Annotated in this window: 16 protein-coding genes; 10 read left to right on the top strand and 6 right to left on the bottom strand. The window is 46.0% G+C overall.

What is annotated here, in order from left to right; all coding sequences use genetic code 11:
* The first annotated feature begins 58 nt into the window (after window positions 1-58).
* Window positions 59-940 carry a Spy/CpxP family protein refolding chaperone gene (locus MHN09_RS13510; RefSeq protein ID WP_239241068.1) on the top strand — a complete coding sequence of 294 codons (882 nt, stop codon included), beginning with the start codon at window positions 59-61 and terminating at the stop codon, window positions 938-940.
* A gap of 54 nt (window positions 941-994) precedes the next feature.
* On the opposite strand, the gene MHN09_RS13515 is transcribed toward MHN09_RS13510, so the two are convergent.
* Both MHN09_RS13515 and MHN09_RS13520 read right to left on the bottom strand, forming a co-directional pair.
* The gene (locus MHN09_RS13515) at window positions 995-2248 is read right to left on the bottom strand and encodes a flagellar assembly protein T N-terminal domain-containing protein (RefSeq protein WP_239241069.1); all 1254 of its coding nucleotides are present in this window, start codon (window positions 2246-2248) and stop codon (window positions 995-997) included.
* Between the two features lie 5 nt (window positions 2249-2253).
* Window positions 2254-3003: a flagellar basal body L-ring protein FlgH gene (locus tag MHN09_RS13520; protein WP_239241070.1), complete on the bottom strand. Its 750-nt coding sequence runs from the start codon at window positions 3001-3003 to the stop codon at window positions 2254-2256.
* 161 nt (window positions 3004-3164) lie between these two features.
* On the opposite strand from MHN09_RS13520, the gene MHN09_RS13525 reads away from it, so the two are divergent.
* Entirely contained in the window at window positions 3165-4121 is a 957-nt protein-coding gene (locus MHN09_RS13525) for a hypothetical protein (protein WP_239241071.1), read from the top strand.
* 53 nt (window positions 4122-4174) lie between these two features.
* On the opposite strand, the gene MHN09_RS13530 is transcribed toward MHN09_RS13525, so the two are convergent.
* The gene (locus MHN09_RS13530) at window positions 4175-4585 is read right to left on the bottom strand and encodes a methylglyoxal synthase (protein WP_014948054.1); all 411 of its coding nucleotides are present in this window, start codon (window positions 4583-4585) and stop codon (window positions 4175-4177) included.
* 614 nt (window positions 4586-5199) lie between these two features.
* On the opposite strand from MHN09_RS13530, the gene argC reads away from it, so the two are divergent.
* From argC to MHN09_RS13565, 7 genes are all read left to right on the top strand, one after another.
* A complete protein-coding gene (argC, locus tag MHN09_RS13535) occupies window positions 5200-6213 on the top strand; it encodes an N-acetyl-gamma-glutamyl-phosphate reductase (RefSeq protein ID WP_014948053.1) in 1014 nt (337 codons plus the stop codon).
* Entirely contained in the window at window positions 6210-7055 is an 846-nt protein-coding gene (gene argB / locus MHN09_RS13540; RefSeq protein ID WP_168533868.1) for an acetylglutamate kinase, read from the top strand. The genes argC and argB overlap by 4 nt, the downstream gene beginning before the upstream one ends.
* A complete protein-coding gene (locus MHN09_RS13545; protein WP_069943625.1) occupies window positions 7052-7963 on the top strand; it encodes an ornithine carbamoyltransferase in 912 nt (303 codons plus the stop codon). The genes argB and MHN09_RS13545 overlap by 4 nt, the downstream gene beginning before the upstream one ends.
* Window positions 7964-8000: 37 nt before the next feature.
* Window positions 8001-9212 carry an argininosuccinate synthase gene (locus tag MHN09_RS13550; RefSeq protein ID WP_110289422.1) on the top strand — a complete coding sequence of 404 codons (1212 nt, stop codon included), beginning with the start codon at window positions 8001-8003 and terminating at the stop codon, window positions 9210-9212.
* Between the two features lie 53 nt (window positions 9213-9265).
* Window positions 9266-10648 carry an argininosuccinate lyase gene (gene argH, locus MHN09_RS13555; RefSeq protein ID WP_168533872.1) on the top strand — a complete coding sequence of 461 codons (1383 nt, stop codon included), beginning with the start codon at window positions 9266-9268 and terminating at the stop codon, window positions 10646-10648.
* A gap of 18 nt (window positions 10649-10666) precedes the next feature.
* Window positions 10667-11977, top strand: coding sequence for an amino-acid N-acetyltransferase (argA, locus tag MHN09_RS13560; RefSeq protein ID WP_168533874.1), 1311 nt, complete (start codon window positions 10667-10669; stop codon window positions 11975-11977).
* Window positions 11978-12162: 185 nt separating this feature from the next.
* Window positions 12163-13059: an alpha/beta fold hydrolase gene (locus MHN09_RS13565; protein ID WP_168533876.1), complete on the top strand. Its 897-nt coding sequence runs from the start codon at window positions 12163-12165 to the stop codon at window positions 13057-13059.
* 189 nt (window positions 13060-13248) lie between these two features.
* Here MHN09_RS13565 and MHN09_RS13570 read toward each other — a convergent pair whose 3' ends face one another.
* From MHN09_RS13570 to MHN09_RS13580, 3 genes are all read right to left on the bottom strand, one after another.
* Window positions 13249-13494 (bottom strand): DUF4235 domain-containing protein, encoded by a 246-nt coding sequence (locus MHN09_RS13570; protein ID WP_168533878.1) that lies wholly within the window; start codon window positions 13492-13494, stop codon window positions 13249-13251.
* A 120-nt stretch (window positions 13495-13614) separates the two neighbouring features.
* Complete coding sequence (locus MHN09_RS13575; protein ID WP_014978132.1) at window positions 13615-13782, bottom strand: DUF1328 domain-containing protein; 168 nt, start codon at window positions 13780-13782, stop codon at window positions 13615-13617.
* Window positions 13783-14045: 263 nt separating this feature from the next.
* Complete coding sequence (locus MHN09_RS13580) at window positions 14046-15521, bottom strand: catalase (protein WP_168533880.1); 1476 nt, start codon at window positions 15519-15521, stop codon at window positions 14046-14048.
* A gap of 437 nt (window positions 15522-15958) precedes the next feature.
* On the opposite strand from MHN09_RS13580, the gene MHN09_RS13585 reads away from it, so the two are divergent.
* Window positions 15959-16486, top strand: coding sequence for a hypothetical protein (locus MHN09_RS13585; protein WP_239241073.1), 528 nt, complete (start codon window positions 15959-15961; stop codon window positions 16484-16486).
* Window positions 16487-16588: the final 102 nt, after the last annotated feature.

Consider the following 16588-nt stretch of genomic DNA (forward strand, 5'->3'; position numbering starts at 1 on the left):
ACTGCTTTTTGTATTTATCACGCTAGGATTAGCGTGTCCGAACAAAAAGGAGACGACAATGAAAAAGTTATTAATTGCTAGTGCAACTGTAGCGGCGATTAGCTTAGGTGGACTTGCGTTGGCTCAGCCAGCAGGCCCTGGTATGCGTCACCACGAACCGGTTAAAGAAATTGTTAAACACCTTCGCGGTTTAAGCTTAAGCGACGCACAACGCGAAGAGATAAAAACACTCATAAGCGCATTTAAAGACGCTAACCCTCGACCTGAAAATCACGATAGTGAGAAGCCAAGTTTCGATTTTGAAACTGCTTCTGAGGCACAAATCAGCACCTTTATACAAACTCAACTTGAAGAGCGTGAGTCGAAACACTTTGCGCTTGCGCAACTACGCCACAATATTTTTAACGTGCTAAGTGAAGAGCAGCGAGCGAAAGTCTTGGCACGCGAAGAAAGTAGAGATCAAAAAAGAGCGGCGAAAGGCGATAAGCGACGCAACGCGTCTGACGAGCAAAAGTCACAATTTGCAAAACGTATGGATGATGAAGGCAAAGGCAAAAAATTCCGTGGTCACGGTAAAGGTGAAAGAGGCGACAGAGATCACCAGCGGGATGGCACGCCGTTTAAAGGCATTGACCTGACCGATGATCAGCTGGCAAATCTTGCTGAACTTCGTGAATCATTCAAGGGTACATCCAAAGCCAATAGAGAAACGTTGCGAAGCTTTAAGGATGCCCAGCGCGATCTGATTAGAAGCTCGTCTTTCTCACAAGACTCTTGGAACGCTCTTGTTGCCCAGTACAAAGACGACCTTGTCAGTGCTGGTGTTGAAAAAGCCAAACAGCGCCAGGCCATGTTTGCAGTACTAACGCCTGAACAGCAAGCTGAGTTAAAAGCGCAGCGCGAAGAAGGTCGAAAGCTACGTGACTTACTGCGTTCTTAGTATTCAGTAACACCCTAACCCACCGTAAAAAGTGCTGGCCTTGGCCAGCCTTTTTTATGGCTGGCTTCCAACCTGCTGACTTTCTTTTAGCCTACGTTTCGCCGAGAGAGTTAACGGCGTGACAAAATCACCAATATGTACGCTATCACTACCTGACTCCGCTTTGAGTAAACTGACGTCATCAGAAACTTCGTACACCTGCAAAGTCAAAGTCTTCGTTGAAAACAGTCCCGGCTTTCTTGATAAGCCCAATGCAGGCAGCGCCCGTTGCTTAACCAATGAAAACTCATCGCCCACGGCTAACCCACTATTTTTACCCAGATCTATAGCAATGTAGTCAGGCGAGATATCAATGACCTGCGCATAAGTCGTTTCGCACTGAAGTGCCGCGTGAATGTCAGTAATAGCAGCGTGTACCGTATTGAGGACCATGCGGCCAAAATCACTGCGCCACAACAAGCTGTTGCTCATATCCACCGAATAATGTTGAGAAAAGGGCCAATCGGCCTCGCTGTGATAGCTATCATTAAAAATCACCTTGGCTTTGAAAGTGTCGAGCACGTAAACCTGAACGGTAAAATTCCGGCGAAGCGCAACACCATCAGTTTCAAATACCGAGGTAGCCTGCGACACCTGTTCGAAAAGAGAAATGTCCTTTACAAACCCGAATACCACAAACTGCTGCCCATATTCACTTCGCAGAAAGGTCGACATAGCCGTTAAATCAATGTCTGACAAACTGGAGGTTAACCAGGTGTTAGCGTTAATAAGAGAAACAGGAATCTGGCTTACATCTCCACTTTGATAAAGACCGTTGAGTTGCTGAGCAAATCGTTGAGACACGTGACTGCCAAATGAATAGAGCATGCCAGTCGCGGCCTGTTGGGGTGATGTTAAAGGAAATTCTGTCACTAAAATGCGATGGGCAAGTCCGTTGTTAGTGCAATTGAACAGAGGCGTAATGTTTACATTCACCACCACTGTAAGCGCGTCGTCTTTGAGTGTTTCGCTTATGATCTCTACTCTTTGAACTCTGCCCTGAGAACGAATTTCGGCTTTGCTGGATAGGAGTAGCCCGTCTACCGTGATATCCTGCGCGGAAATGGTACTGCCACTGCGAAAAGCCGCGTCAGCAATGGCATTTTGTATGGCGCTGGTTCTCACGTCGCTAAGTTCTGCGCCAGCGAGTGCCATTGTAGCTTCACCCTGTACCCATTGAGCCCATGCGTGCTGAGTAACCAAAGAAGGAAGTAGTACCAGCAAAGCAGTAAGACTGATGCGTAAGCTTGGCAAAATAGTGCCTTTCATCGCGCTTATCCAAATATTGAAAACAGCTTGCCAATCACCGTTCGCTGCTGATTATCTTGCAGCTCACCCGTACCGCTATACTCAATTAACGCGTTGCCGACTTTTGAAGACAATACGGTATTACTTTCATCCACATCTTTTTTTCTTACCTCTCCTGAAAAGCGAATGTATTCTTTTCCTCTGTTCATCATTATCCACTTTTCACCCGTTACCAGTAAATTCCCTGCCGGCGTTATTCCCGTAACATACACGGTAATGCTGCCACTCATCGAATTTGACTGCTTAGTTTTAGCAGAGCTGGCGAACTCACTGTCCTGTTCGTGCTCCACCTCAACGTCATCTTCGTCAATTCGAATTCCCCCCACTTTTAGTGTGACGGGAGACAAATCAAAGGATGTGTTTTTGTCTGTATTAAAATCGAGCGACTTCTCCGACTGCGTCTGTTCTTCAAGCTTAACTAGAATCATATCCCCCACTTTGAAGCTTGCGTGGCGTTCATAAAGCCCTACAGAGTGCTCAGGATTAAATAGCGACCCCGTGGGTACATGCAAGGTCGACGTTGGCTCCATCCTAGGGGGTGAGTAACGGGGATCGCCAGGCGACGGCTCTTCCTCAACAGGCTTTACAGCTCGTTGCGACACATTTGGGTTGGTAGGGCTACTTTGAACAACCTGTTCTTCGTCAGTGAGTGTTTGGGCACAACCACCAAGTGTAAAGATTGCGATTAGTGTGTGTATATGGCATCGAACTTTCATGACATTGCTCAGTATTAGTTTTTATGCAGTGTGTAAATTAAGTGCCATCCATGACCTAACAGGAGCAAGTGTAAACGAACAAATTAAAAGAAATCTCGTTCACTTGACTTATTTGCAAAACCTTTACAAATCAAATATATGCCTGCGGGTAAGGGGATGTTATGGCCTTAGAAAACACAACAACTAACACTGCTGAAAATGGCGTCAGCGCACTACTTTCAAAATTTGGTTTACATACTGCTGACATTGAAAGTAAATCGGCAAATTCAACGGAAGTAGCCAATGAAGCGGCAACCAGCGGCCAGTCTTTGCCGTCTTTGTTCGCATCGTTACTCGCAATAGAGAATCAACCGAATGAAGCTGATGCAATCGACAGCAAAATATCAGGCGAAGCTAATCTCTCAACACAATCTAATATACTTACCGGCACAGCCAGCGATGTTCAAGGCGCATTATCTTTGCTTTCTGGTACGAGTAGCGTCAATGGGGTTTTATCAGATGATGCAATTGCCACCATGCAAGGCACGCTGTTAAATGCATTGCAAAACAATGTATTTCAATCGCTAGTTACCAACAATGATACGTCCGTAAATGCTACTACTAGCGTTCTGGGAAATGGTGATAGCAACGCGGCTGCCAATAATCAAAGTGATACTACTCCAACACTCTTCGATAATTTGTATTCCGGCGCTTTCGGAGACGATGGGCTTGATCTTAAAGACGGATTTGATGCGTTAAATATTGCAAATCACCTACCCATAGTTTCGGATATTTATGAAGCAACCACGTCAAATCACACGGCCGCGGCAGCAAGCTTGGCGGGAAGTTTTTTATATGGCGGAATAGGCGGATTAATGTATAACGCTATCGATTTGACCGTAGAGAATGTGACAGGACAAAGCATCTCAAACAATATGTGGTCGATGGGGCAGTCTTTACTCGCGTCAGTTTTTAGCAATCCAAGCATCGACAGTAAGGTAAGTGCTAACATTTCAGGTGCGCCACAAACGCAGGCGAGTGATGCCACCGCATCTATTCAGACTGATGATATAACCACCGGAATAACCAACAAGGCAGCAGATGCTGCCTACCAGTTCGTTCAACGAGGTTTCAATTAACCTAAAGACCAGCTTCTGCCCACCAAACTACAAGGCCGTTGATTTAACCAATCTTAAAAATTCGGTTTAACTGGCTTGTAGTCGGGTGACAGAAAAAGCGGCGACGTTATTACTAGGTCAGCTGTGGCGGGTGTGCAGGCAACTGGTACATTCCATACCGAACACAGTCGTAGCAGCGCTTTAACGTCAGGGTCGTGAGGCGCTGGGTTTAGCGGATCCCAGAAAAAGAAAAGTGCATCTAGCTTATTCTCAGCGATGAGTGCTCCTATCTGCTGGTCGCCCCCAAGCGGGCCACTTTTGTAGCGCGTAACTTCTAGCCCCGTTTCATTGGCAATTAAACCGCCTGTTGTGCCTGTTCCCACTAAATTACACTGTTTGAGCACATCAATGTGCTGCTTAACCCAAGCAAGTAGCTCAGGCTTTTTATGATCGTGCGCAACAAGCGCCAAGGTAAGTTTGCCCATTTTATTTTCCGAGTTAATCCTAACAACCAATACTCACGGCCACTGTCGACATACGGTAACAATTTACCAGCTTTGCATGGTTAGACACTGTAACTAGTCATATCACGCATTAATGATGAACGACGTGCATTACTGGTAAACATTTCCACTCAACCATGCCATACAGTGAGTATAAATATTCAGTTCTATTGCGTAACTTGTCAACTTACTGTCACAACTATAAATATATTATTAGTTATATTTTTTGTGGCGTAGTCGCCGCAACCACCCAATAAAATATTTATACATTTTTATTGCATAAACATTCAGATTAGATACACTAGTCGACGGTTAAAGCATCCAACTCATAATTTTGAGTTGCGACTTGATAGGAATTGATGATGACACAACCAACTCGCGTTGTTGGTTCAACCACTGGCAACGATAAAGAGTTTACCTCTCCCCTGGCTGGCTACACGATGCATAGCGTACGACGATGCGTGCGCCTTTCTATGCTTTTGCGGTAGCACACTTTTTACCTTTGTAATGTGGTAGCGGTTAGGCAAGGATTTACGCCCAACCAGTTTACAAAGGTAAAAAGTGTTTTTTTTTCTCCTTTTATTGAATTTTTAATTATGTACAGCGTTTCGATTATTGGTGCCAGTGGTTACACAGGGGCACAACTTGTTCAGTTAGTTATTCAGCACCCTAAACTTGCATTAGCGGGGACTTACGTATCTGAGAATAGTAGCGATGCGAGTAAAAATATTGCAGAGCTTCACGGCAACTTGGCTCACGTTAATGCCACACTGACGCCTATTTCGGATGCGGCATTAAAAGAAATGGCTGACGGTGTCGATTTTATCTTTCTTGCCACACCGCACGAGGCGAGCCACGACTGGATGCCTGTCCTATCTTCGGGCAAAGCCAAAGTGCTCGATTTGTCGGGTGCATTCAGGCTAAAAGACACCAATGTCTTCGAACAGTTCTACGGCTTTCCACATACGCAAGAGCAAAGCTTGGCTCAAGCTGTTTACGGCCTTGCCGAGTGGCACGAAGCGCAAATTGCCTCTGCCGACGTTATCGCTGTGCCGGGTTGCTATCCCACTGCGAGCCTTAGTGCACTTAAACCTCTTGCTCACAACAATTTACTAGATGAAAGCGTACGCCCCGTAATTAACGCTGTTTCCGGCGTATCGGGTGCAGGTAGGAAAGCCAGCCTAACCACAAGCTTTTTTGAAGTTAGTCTGCAGGCATATGGCGTGCTAGGTCACCGTCATACCCCTGAAATTGAAGCTTACTTGGGTACCCCCGTTATCTTTACGCCGCACTTAGGTAATTTTAAAAGAGGAATTTTGGCGACCGTAACCGTTAAGGTTAAAGCTGGTACCACCAGCGCACAACTTGAACAAGCGTACACTGACGCCTATGCTGATAAACCCATTGTGCGTTTGCGCAAGAGTTTTCCAAAAATTGATGACGTTGCTCATACCCCATTTGTTGATCTGCATTGGAAGTTAGATGAAGCATCTGGATACGCAGTGATTACCGCTGCAATCGACAACGTAATGAAAGGTGCTGCCTCTCAGGCAATACAGTGCCTTAACATAATGACGAAACAACCAGTAGAGACAGGGTTAGTACTATGAGTGTTTCACCAATTGTAATTAAAGTTGGCGGTGCATTACTCGACGACACCGCCGCAATGACACGTTTATTTCTAAGCGTAAAAGACGTGCAGGCCACACGCCCCGTCGTAGTGGTTCACGGAGGCGGACCATTAGTGGAAACGCTAATGGCGAGTCTTGGTCTTCAAAGCACAAAAATAGATGGCCTTCGGGTTACGCCCGATGAACATATGCCTTATATCTGCGGAGCGCTTGCAGGCTCTGCCAATAAGCAACTATGCGCAGCGGCTTTGGCTTCAGGCTTAACCCCTGTTGGTTTGTCGTTGTTAGACGGTAATATGGTGGTGTGTGAGCCTCTAGCTGACCAGTATGGTGCCGTGGGCGTGCCGTCGACAGCAGACGCATCATTTCTAAAAAGCGTATTAGCCCAGTCAACACTACCGGTTATCAGTTCTATTGGTTCAAGCCCACAAGGCAGATTACTAAATGTAAACGCCGACCAAGCCGCAACGGTTATTGCCGAGCTTCTTAACGCTGAACTTTTACTCCTTTCCAATGTTGACGGTGTGCTTGATGGCGACAAATTGCTTATTAGCGAACTTAACGCAGCAAGCATATCGAAGTACGCAGATGAAGGCGTTATCACCGACGGGATGAAAGTAAAAGTGGATGCGGCACTCGCGTCTGCAGAGAATTTAGGCCGCGCAGTTTACATCGCGAGTTGGGCCGCCGACATCAACGACATTTTAGATAAGAAAACGGGCACGCAAATACTGCCCTCAGCCCTGACAAATACACCGTCAAAAAACGCTGATTTACCCCACACCGACTTTACAAAAGGCAACGCCGGAGAAGTACAATGAAACAGGACCTACTAACCTTTGCAGACTGGACACCCGACGCAATGAAAAACTTGCTGCAATTGGCTGTAGAAATTAAACAAGCCCCAGCAAGTTACAGCAACGTGCTAGCGGGGAAGTCAATTGTTGCCCTGTTTGAAAAGCCGTCTTTGCGAACCCGCGTTAGCTTCGATATTGGTATCAACAAGCTTGGCGGCCACATGGTGTATTTAGATGTGCAGTCGGGCAAATTAGCGGGCCGTGAAGACGCAGTAGACACCGCCGCTAACCTTGCGTGCTGGGCTGACGCCATTGTTGCTCGCGTATTTTCTCACGATACGCTAGAAACCTTTTCTAAGGCGGCAAACGTGCCGGTTATCAATGCGCTGTGCGATAAGTACCACCCATGCCAAGGCCTTGCCGACTACCTCACAATGTTTGAACGCTTCGGCAAAACCGAAGGTCTTACCATGGCCTATGTAGGCGACGGCAACAATGTAACCCATTCTCTGTTAATTGTTGGGGCGCTTCTAGGTTGCAACCAAGTTGTAGTCACGCCAGAGGGGCACGAAGCGGCACCTGAAATTGTGGCGCAAGCCAAAGCGATTGCCGAGAAAACGGGTGTATCGATTGTTGAAAGCACTGAGCTTAGTGCTGCTAACGGCGCAGACGTTATCTATGCAGATACATGGCTTTCAATGGGTGACGAGACGCCACTTGAAGTGATCAAAGAAAAGTTCATGCCTTATCAGGTGAACGAAGCGTTGATGGATGCAACCGGTGCTAGCTACGTTATGCACTGCCAACCTGCCCATCGCGATTTAGAAATTACGGGCTCGTTGATTGATAGCGATAAATCGCTATTAATGCAGCAAGCCGAAAATAGAATGCATGGCCAAAACGCCATTCTTACTCAATTACTTAACGCTTAAAAAGACGCCTAAAAAGACGCTTAGAAGGATTATTTAGATGCAAAACGTTAAAAAAATCGTGCTGGCCTATTCAGGCGGGCTTGATACATCAGCCATCATTCCATGGCTTAAAGAAAACTATGGCTGTGAAGTTGTCGCGTTTGCAGCAGATGTGGGTCAAGGTGATGAAGAACTAGAAGGGCTTCATGAAAAAGCTATCGCATCTGGCGCAAGCGAATGCCACATTGTTGATTTGAAAGAAGAGTTCGTAAGCGAATATATCTTCCCAACTATTACTACTGGTGCAGTTTACGAAGGTGAATACCTACTGGGTACGTCAATGGCACGCCCGGTCATCGCCAAAGCGCAAGTTGAGATTGCGCGCAAAGTAGGTGCCGACGCACTATGCCATGGCTGTACAGGTAAAGGTAACGATCAGGTCCGCTTTGAAAGTACCTTTGCTGCCCTAGCCCCAGACCTTACGGTAATCGCGCCATGGCGTGAATGGGACATGGTAAGCCGTGAAGATCTATTGGCTTATCTAGCTGAGCGCAATATTCCAACCACGGCATCAGCAACCAAAATTTACAGCCGCGATGCAAACGCATGGCACATTTCACACGAAGGTGGCGAGCTTGAAGATCCATGGCAAGAGCCTACCAAGCAAGTGTGGACCATGACCGTTGATCCTGAAGATGCACCTGATACTCCAGAGCGCGTAACCCTGTCTTTTGACGAAGGTAAACTGACTCATGTTGATGGTGAGGCACTCTCGCCGTATCAAGCGCTAGTTAAACTTAATACTGTTGCTGCGGCGCATGGTGTTGGACGTATCGACATTGTTGAGAACCGCCTTGTAGGTATGAAGTCACGCGGCTGTTATGAAACCCCAGGAGGCACCGTACTGCTTAAAGCGTATAAAGCCCTAGAAACTATGGTGCTAGATAAAGCTGCGCTTAAATACCGTGAGCAGATTGGTCTTGAGTTCTCACACGTGATGTACGACGGCCGTTGGTTCACTGCCCTTAACGATGCACTGCTTGCTGGCGCTGCGTCTTTTGCTAAGAAAGTGACAGGCGATATCGTGGTTAAGCTTTATAAAGGCCAAGCTACGGTTACCCAGCGTAAATCGCCGAACAGCCTTTACTCTGAAGACTTTGCCACCTTTGGTGCTGACGATGTTTACGACCAGAAGCACGCTGAAGGCTTTATCCGCCTGTTCAGCCTTTCAAGTCGTATTGAAGCACTGAAAAAACAAGGTGAACAATAAGCTTTACCTACAAAAGTAAAGCTTAAATCAGAACAGCATTTAAGGAGCATCACATGGCGTTGTGGGGTGGCCGGTTTGAATCCGGTGCAAGTAGTATGTTTAAACAGGTTAACGATTCGCTGCCGTTTGACCAAGTTATGGCAAGCCAAGATATTCAAGGCTCTATCAGTTGGTCGCGTGCGCTGCAAAAAGCAGGCGTATTGGCCGTTGATGAACAAGCCCAGCTTGAGTCTGCATTGAGCGAGTTAAAAGCGAAAGCTGATGCAGGTGAACTAGACTTTAACGCATCTAGCGAAGAAGACATTCACAGCTTTGTTGAAGCAGCGCTTATAGAGAAGCTTGGTGACATTGGTCGTAAGCTTCATACCGGGCGTAGCCGAAACGATCAGGTTGCCACCGACTTTCGCTTGTGGGTACGTGAACATATTGCCTCACTTCGCGCTGATGTTTTAGGTGTAGTAAAGTCGCTTCTTAATGCCGCTAGCCGTCATCAAGAAGCGATAATCCCAGGTTACACCCACTTACAGCGTGCACAGCCTATTCACTTTGCACACTGGTGCTTGGCTTACGTTGAAATGCTAAAGCGTGACTTAAGCCGTTTAGACGACTTGAAAGTACGCATGAATCAGTGCCCTTTAGGTTCAGGCGCATTGGCAGGTACTACTTTCCCTGTAGACCGTCACGCCATTGCTGAAGAACTGGGTTTTGATTCTCCATGCCTTAACAGCCTAGACGCTGTGTCGGACAGAGACTTTGTGCTAGAGCTTTTATTTGTAGCCAGCACTAGCATGATGCACTTGTCACGTCTTGCCGAAGACATGATTTTCTATAACTCTGGCGAAGCAGGATTCTTACAGCTTGGCGATAGTGTAACCTCTGGTTCATCGCTTATGCCGCAGAAGAAAAACCCTGATGCGCTTGAATTAATGCGCGGCAAATGTGGCCGTGTGTTTGGTTCTTTGCAGGCACTATTGGTTACCATGAAAGGCCTTCCACTTGCGTACAACAAAGACATGCAAGAAGACAAAGAAGGCGCTATCGATACGGTTAATCAGTGGCATATTTGTTTATGTATTGCCAGCGAAGTGCTTGATTCACTGCAGTTAAACGAAGAGCGCTGTCGTGTTGCGGCAACCCAAGGGTTCTCTAACGCCACTGAACTTGCCGATTATCTGGTAGGTAAAGGTGTACCGTTTAGAACAGGCCACGATATTGCAGGACGAGTTGTGCTTCAGGCCATTGACAAAGGCTGTGCCATTGAAGATTTACCACTAAGCGACATGCAGGCTATTTGCGATAAAATTGAAGACGACGTATACCCGGTACTACAGCTAGAGTACGGCGTGAATCAACGCAATATCTTGGGCGGCACCAGCAAAGAAACCGTGACGAAAGCACTGTATCAAGAGCTGGAAGACTTGGATAAGCAAGGGTAGCGACAAGGAACTGCTTAGATGGTATTAGCGCATCATGACGGCATAAAACTGTTTCGCAGTTCACTGCCCTATATTAATGCTCACCAGGGAAAGACCTTCGTATTGATGTTCGGTGGCGAAGCCATCGAACATCCTAATTTCCCTAATATTATTCACGACATTGCCCTGCTTAACAGCTTGGGCGTGCGCGTGGTCGTAGTGCACGGTGCCCGCCCACAGATTGATCAGCGCGTTGCCCTTCGCAACATCGAAGGTCGCTTTGAAAGCGGTGTACGCATTACCGACAAACAAACCCTTGAGTGCGTTAAAGATGCCGCCGGCTCGGTACGCTCTCAGGTAGAAGCCTTATTGACTATGGGGCTACCAAACTCACCTATGCACGGCTCGCAAATACGCGTGTGCTCGGGCAACTTGGTCGTTGCCAAGCCAATGGGCGTGCGAGGCGGCGTTGATTTTGAAAACACCGGTTTAGTGCGTCGTATTGATACGACCGGCATTAACGATCATTTAAACGATGGCTCAATTGTGCTGCTATCGCCTATGGGCTATTCATCAACGGGAGAAGTGTTTAACTTATCTCACGAAGATGTAGCTACGCAGGCGGCTATAGCCCTTAAAGCTGACAAACTTATCGTATTTTCGAATTTTGATGGTGTATACAACCGCGAAGGTCGTTTACTTCGCACCATTGAACGCCCTCAATTAGAACAGCTTATCATGGCAGGCGACATTACCACCGAAGATACGGTGTTAAGTGCCCTTACCACCAGCGTTGCTGCAGGTGTTCCCCGTGCCCACTGCATCAGCTTTGAAAAAGACGGCGCCTTGCTTCAAGAGCTGTTCACTCGCGACGGTACGGGCTCGTTAGTAATGGAACATCATTATGAACAACTGCGTGCAGCGACCATCGAAGATGTGGGCGGTATCTTAAAGCTGATAAAACCACTAGAAGAAAGCGGCGTATTGGTAAAGCGTTCTCGTGAGCGTCTAGAGAACGAAATTAACCAGTTTATAGTGATAGTGCGCGACGGCATGATCATCGCCTGTGCAGCCTTGTATTTATACCCTGAAGACGGCTGTGCCGAGTTAGCCTGCGTGGCAACCCATCAAGACTATCGAGGCAAAAACCGTGGCGAACGGATTTTAGATGAAGTGCGCGCCCGTGCTAAAGAAGCCGGTATTAACAGAATTTTTGTACTGACCACAGTTACCGCACACTGGTTTTTAGAGCAAGGGTTTGAACCTGCTGACATAAGTGCGCTACCTGCCGTGAAGAAAGAGCTATATAACTTCCAGCGTAATTCTAAGGTGTTCACTTTGAACGTGTGAGGAAATCTTTTTTAAAGCGTGCATGCTATGGCGTACTTATCCCAGCTACGCGATAGCATTTGCGTGTTCAGCGCACATACCTTTTCGCTTAGCGCCAATTATCAGCAAAATAAATAGTCAAAATATTGCATTTTATTCATGCAAAAGGTTTACTGGTTTGACCAGATGAGTTCACGAGACTTTCCATGTCGAGCACTTCAAAGCAATACGCTACCGCCACTAGCATCCAAGTAGAAGATATCACCATTGTCTGTGCGGATAACACGCCGCTTGCAGCTTCCCTTTTCTCTCCAACCACTTCCCCTAAAGCTGCAGTTATGATTGGCCCTGCAACGGGTATAAAACGGCAATTCTACAGCGCTTTTGCCGCCTATTTATGTGAACAAGGCTTTGGTGTTATCACCTTCGATAACAGAGGTATTGGCGGTTCGGTAAAAAGCAGCGTTAAACAAAGCGATGCGACGTTGGTAACATGGGGCGAGCAAGATATGCCAGCGGTGCTAGAGACATTGAAAATTCATTTCCCTAACGTCCCCTACTTTCTTGTTGGTCATAGTGCAGGTGGTCAGCTGCTGGGTTTGATGCATAATGTGCACGACCTTACTGCCTTTTGTAATTTTGGTAGCTCTTCGGGCAGTCTGAGAAACATGCGTAAAAGCTATTTGCTAAAAGCCCATTTCTTCATGAATTTCTACATTCCCGTGAGTAATTTACTGTTCGGCCATACTAAATCTCAGTGGGTAGGCATGGGAGAGCCACTACCTAAAAAAGTGGCCCGCCAGTGGCAAAAATGGTGTAACGGTAAAGGCTACGTAAAAACAGGCTTTGGCAGTGATGTTAACGAGCACCACTACAACACCATTCAGATACCTTCTAAATGGCTGCTCGCCAGCGACGACGATATTGCTAATATTCATAACGTTCACGATATGATTAGCGTTTTCCCCAATATGGAAGCAGAAGTTGAGGAGCTAGATCCACAGGCCTGTGACGTAAAAGAAATAGGTCACATGAAGTTTTTTTCCCGTAAATGTCACCATTTATGGCCTAAGGTTACCGATTATTTTAATCAGTATGTGTGAGTCAACACGTTGTTGCGGCATCGTGACAACGTGATTCTGTTTGCTAACAATACTTACTTAGAGAATACGTTGTATCAGCACGAAATTAGTAACCGTTTTACTTGGAACAATTGGAAAGAACGTGCGCTTCAAGCCATTCGCCTGCACGTTTTCGCCCGTATAGCAACTCAACAGCACAACTTTGTTGTGCTACTTTGGATTACGCTTGTCCAGTGCATATTGAACAGCCATCCGTGCAAGACCTGCTCCAATGCCAGACACCACAGCCCAAGTAACGGCTTCTTTAAGGTCTGTATTTTCACTTTGTTTATCTTTAGATGCAGGTTGATCAATTACCTTTTCCCAAGACTTTTGCAGCGTTTTTCTCGCAAGAATTCCTGCAGACGCTGCGGCGAGTCCAATGCCTACGTTCGTAATGAACTGTTTATTACTCACGGTAGCCTCCATTAGTTTTGTCCGCTGATGTGGCTAAAGATAAAAAACAGCCGCCTACTACCAAACGACTAACAGCTGTCTTTTTCTATTCGTAATATGAAGTTTAGATCAGGCAGTGATTCAACTTTTGCCCCTAACCAAATTCATGACAACTGAAATAATCAGTAAAATAACGAAAACACCAAATATAATTTTGGCAATACCCGCTGCAGAGCCAGCGATTCCACCAAATCCTAAAACCGCAGCAATTAATGCGACAACTAAAAATATTAAAGCCCAACGTAACATAATGTATCTCCTTATTTCATCATTCAAAGTCGTTCAGTATTCTAGTAGCAAACCATGGGCCTATTTGAGACTTGATATTAGCTATCACGCAGCCCATAAGGCTTACAGGCTGATTATAGTTAATGAAAGGAAATGCGTTTTATCGCTGCCGTGACTCTTATTTCAAAATATTCAGGCTTTCTTACCTTTAAAATTGTAAATATTTCTCGAATACAAAGAATCAGAGTAATTTTCATTAATTAACTCTGATTCCCCCACAATTACTATTTATTTGCTACCGCTTTTCTCACCCGTTCACCATAGTCGCTATCAGCTAGGTCGTATTGAACGAACATTGCCTCTTGAACGTCCTTAGTAGCTTGGCTTAAGCCGTCAGCAATGTTGTTTACCAGCTGCTGTTTTTGATCTTCACTCATAATGCGGTAAAGGTCACCGGCCTGTGAGTAGTTATCTTCGTCACGGTTATCGTAAATATCTAACCATGCGTCTTGCTCTAGCGGCATAGGCGGCTCTTGAACCTCTGGTGCTTCAGCCGGCTCACCAACTCGCGCGCGATTATTTGGATAGAAGTTGGCTCCACTTCCTGCAAGTGCTGGGTTAATTCCCGCAAAGGCTCCATCTCGTTGATAATTGTGCACTGGACAACGCGGCGCGTTTACCGGTATTTGGTTGTAGTTTGCACCAATACGGTATCTGTGCGCATCTTGATATCCAATTAGTCGCGCTTGAAGCATTCTGTCTGGCGACGCACCAATACCCGGTACCAAATTGCTCGGCGCGAACGCTGCTTGCTCAGTTTCTGCAAAGTAGTTATCAACATTACGGTTTAACTCCAACTGCCCTACTTCAATTAATGGAAAGTCGCTGTGAGGCCACACCTTCGTTAGATCAAACGGGTTAATGTGGTAATTACGCGCTTCCTCTTCAGTCATAATCTGCACATTCACGGTCCACGATGGAAATTCTCCGTTATCAATGCTTTCGACCAAGTCTTGCTGAGCGCCATAAGCAGGCATCTTTGCCGCTTCTTCGCTAGTTAGCGTTTTAATACCTTGGTTAGTTTTAAAGTGCCATTTCACCCAATAGCGTTCGCCTGCGTTATTCCAGAAACTCAACGTATGAGAGCTATAGCCATTCACATGACGATATGAAAGTGGAATACCGCGATCAGACATCAAGATTGTCGATTGGTGTAATGACTGAGGGTTGTTCGCCCAAAACTCGTACACGGCCTGCGGATCCGGCAAGTTCGTACGCGGGTTTTTCTTTTGACTGTGAATGAAGTCAGGAAACTTGATGCCATCTCGTAAGAAGAATACCGGGGTATTATTTCCTACCATGTCCCAGTTTCCCTGTTCGGTATAAAACTTCACTGAGAAACCACGAGGATCACGGGCATAGTCACTTGAATCCTGACCACCACCTACGGTAGAAAAGCGCAAAAACACATCGGTTTTCTGCCCTTCTTTCTGCAGGAAGTCTGCGATCGTGTAGTCAGATAAGCTTTTAGTTAGCGTAAAGGTGCCATACGCAGCACTGCCCCTTGCGTGAACTACGCGCTCTGGAATTCGCTCGCGATTAAAGTGCGCAAGCTTCTCAAACAAATAATGGTTGTCGAAAGTCACCGGCCCGCGTGGCCCCGCTGTTCGACTCTGATTATCATTGGCAACGGGCGCACCATTGCTAGACGTTAGCGTAGTAGGTTTTATAGCTGCACCTGAAAATGGACACTTACTCATTGCGAATTCCTTCTGTTTATTTCTCACCGATTTTTAGTCTTACTAAAATTGGGTGTCAGTGTGTGATTAAAGAAATGGTGTTAATTACGCTTTTCGTTTAAAGAGATAGTCGCTGATTTAATAAAACAATTAAAGTAAACAAAATAGATAGTTCTAATCGTAATTACTGAATCATTGTCCAAAATTAGTTTCATGCTTAGGATGTATTGATGTGGTGACATCGAGACAATGAATACGCGAGGCTTTTTAGGTCGCTGTATTTAATGTCAGGTAAGCGTTAAGCGGCGTCTCGCCTGTTATTAAGCCAGCACAAGGACGCTTTAAGGTCACAGCACATTTGTCTCTCTGCGTATTACTTTTTTGCAATGAAAGTCTAGCTTAGATCTTTGTCTGTAACTAAAGAGACAAACGTTTGTCTAATGCAAAGGGCTTGAGACATGGCAAAGCCACTCATCTTCATTACTGGTTTTTTAATGCTGTGCATTATCACTTTTGCGTCTTGGAAAACCTTTGAAACATTAAGCCATTTCAACGATAAAAATAACGAGCTTTCTTTTATGGGCAGCTCAGGATGGCAATGGCACAACAAATCTCAGGGGCTTCAAATAAAACGAGTCGATGGCTATTTGCCTGCGCTGAGAAAAGTATCTAAGAGCAAAGAATATGCATCGCTCATTACGATTACAGAAAACGGCAGCTATCGCGGCTTTGTGTTTTTCGACCAAGATTGTGAAGAAGGCGCTATTGTCTCTGAGAAAGTAACTTACGCCGATACCAAATCACCACAAATTGAAGTGTTGCACTGCCTTCATGGAAAGCTGGTGTATATGAAAAATTGGCCGGCAGTACCCAGTGAACGCTGGCGAGGTCGTGTGGGCAATTTTGAATTTAATGAAGCTTTGAATGAGTGGGATTTCACACCACTTCAAAAAGCCTATTTAAAGAGTGTTGCAGAGCTCATCTGAAAATTGGGGTCAGAGTCTGAGGGATCCCCACGAATTTAATTCCATGTGCCTGCGGTCCAGGCCCCGTCGACTATGGAGCTGTACCATTTGAGTGCAGTTTTC

This window comes from Alteromonas sp. MmMcT2-5, assembly GCF_022348315.1.
GTDB lineage: Bacteria > Pseudomonadota > Gammaproteobacteria > Enterobacterales > Alteromonadaceae > Alteromonas > Alteromonas macleodii.

Excerpts from the sequence above, each read along its gene's own strand:
- MHN09_RS13510 (WP_239241068.1), top strand. The coding sequence starts at position 59 with ATGAAAAAGTTATTAATTGCTAGTGCAACTGTAGCGGCGATTAGCTTA.
- MHN09_RS13515 (WP_239241069.1), bottom strand. The coding sequence starts at position 2,248 with ATGAAAGGCACTATTTTGCCAAGCTTACGCATCAGTCTTACTGCTTTG.
- MHN09_RS13520 (WP_239241070.1), bottom strand. The coding sequence starts at position 3,003 with ATGAAAGTTCGATGCCATATACACACACTAATCGCAATCTTTACACTT.
- MHN09_RS13525 (WP_239241071.1), top strand. The coding sequence starts at position 3,165 with ATGGCCTTAGAAAACACAACAACTAACACTGCTGAAAATGGCGTCAGC.
- MHN09_RS13530 (WP_014948054.1), bottom strand. The coding sequence starts at position 4,585 with ATGGGCAAACTTACCTTGGCGCTTGTTGCGCACGATCATAAAAAGCCT.
- argC (WP_014948053.1), top strand. The coding sequence starts at position 5,200 with ATGTACAGCGTTTCGATTATTGGTGCCAGTGGTTACACAGGGGCACAA.
- argB (WP_168533868.1), top strand. The coding sequence starts at position 6,210 with ATGAGTGTTTCACCAATTGTAATTAAAGTTGGCGGTGCATTACTCGAC.
- MHN09_RS13545 (WP_069943625.1), top strand. The coding sequence starts at position 7,052 with ATGAAACAGGACCTACTAACCTTTGCAGACTGGACACCCGACGCAATG.
- MHN09_RS13550 (WP_110289422.1), top strand. The coding sequence starts at position 8,001 with ATGCAAAACGTTAAAAAAATCGTGCTGGCCTATTCAGGCGGGCTTGAT.
- argH (WP_168533872.1), top strand. The coding sequence starts at position 9,266 with ATGGCGTTGTGGGGTGGCCGGTTTGAATCCGGTGCAAGTAGTATGTTT.
- argA (WP_168533874.1), top strand. The coding sequence starts at position 10,667 with ATGGTATTAGCGCATCATGACGGCATAAAACTGTTTCGCAGTTCACTG.
- MHN09_RS13565 (WP_168533876.1), top strand. The coding sequence starts at position 12,163 with ATGTCGAGCACTTCAAAGCAATACGCTACCGCCACTAGCATCCAAGTA.
- MHN09_RS13575 (WP_014978132.1), bottom strand. The coding sequence starts at position 13,782 with ATGTTACGTTGGGCTTTAATATTTTTAGTTGTCGCATTAATTGCTGCG.
- MHN09_RS13580 (WP_168533880.1), bottom strand. The coding sequence starts at position 15,521 with ATGAGTAAGTGTCCATTTTCAGGTGCAGCTATAAAACCTACTACGCTA.
- MHN09_RS13585 (WP_239241073.1), top strand. The coding sequence starts at position 15,959 with ATGGCAAAGCCACTCATCTTCATTACTGGTTTTTTAATGCTGTGCATT.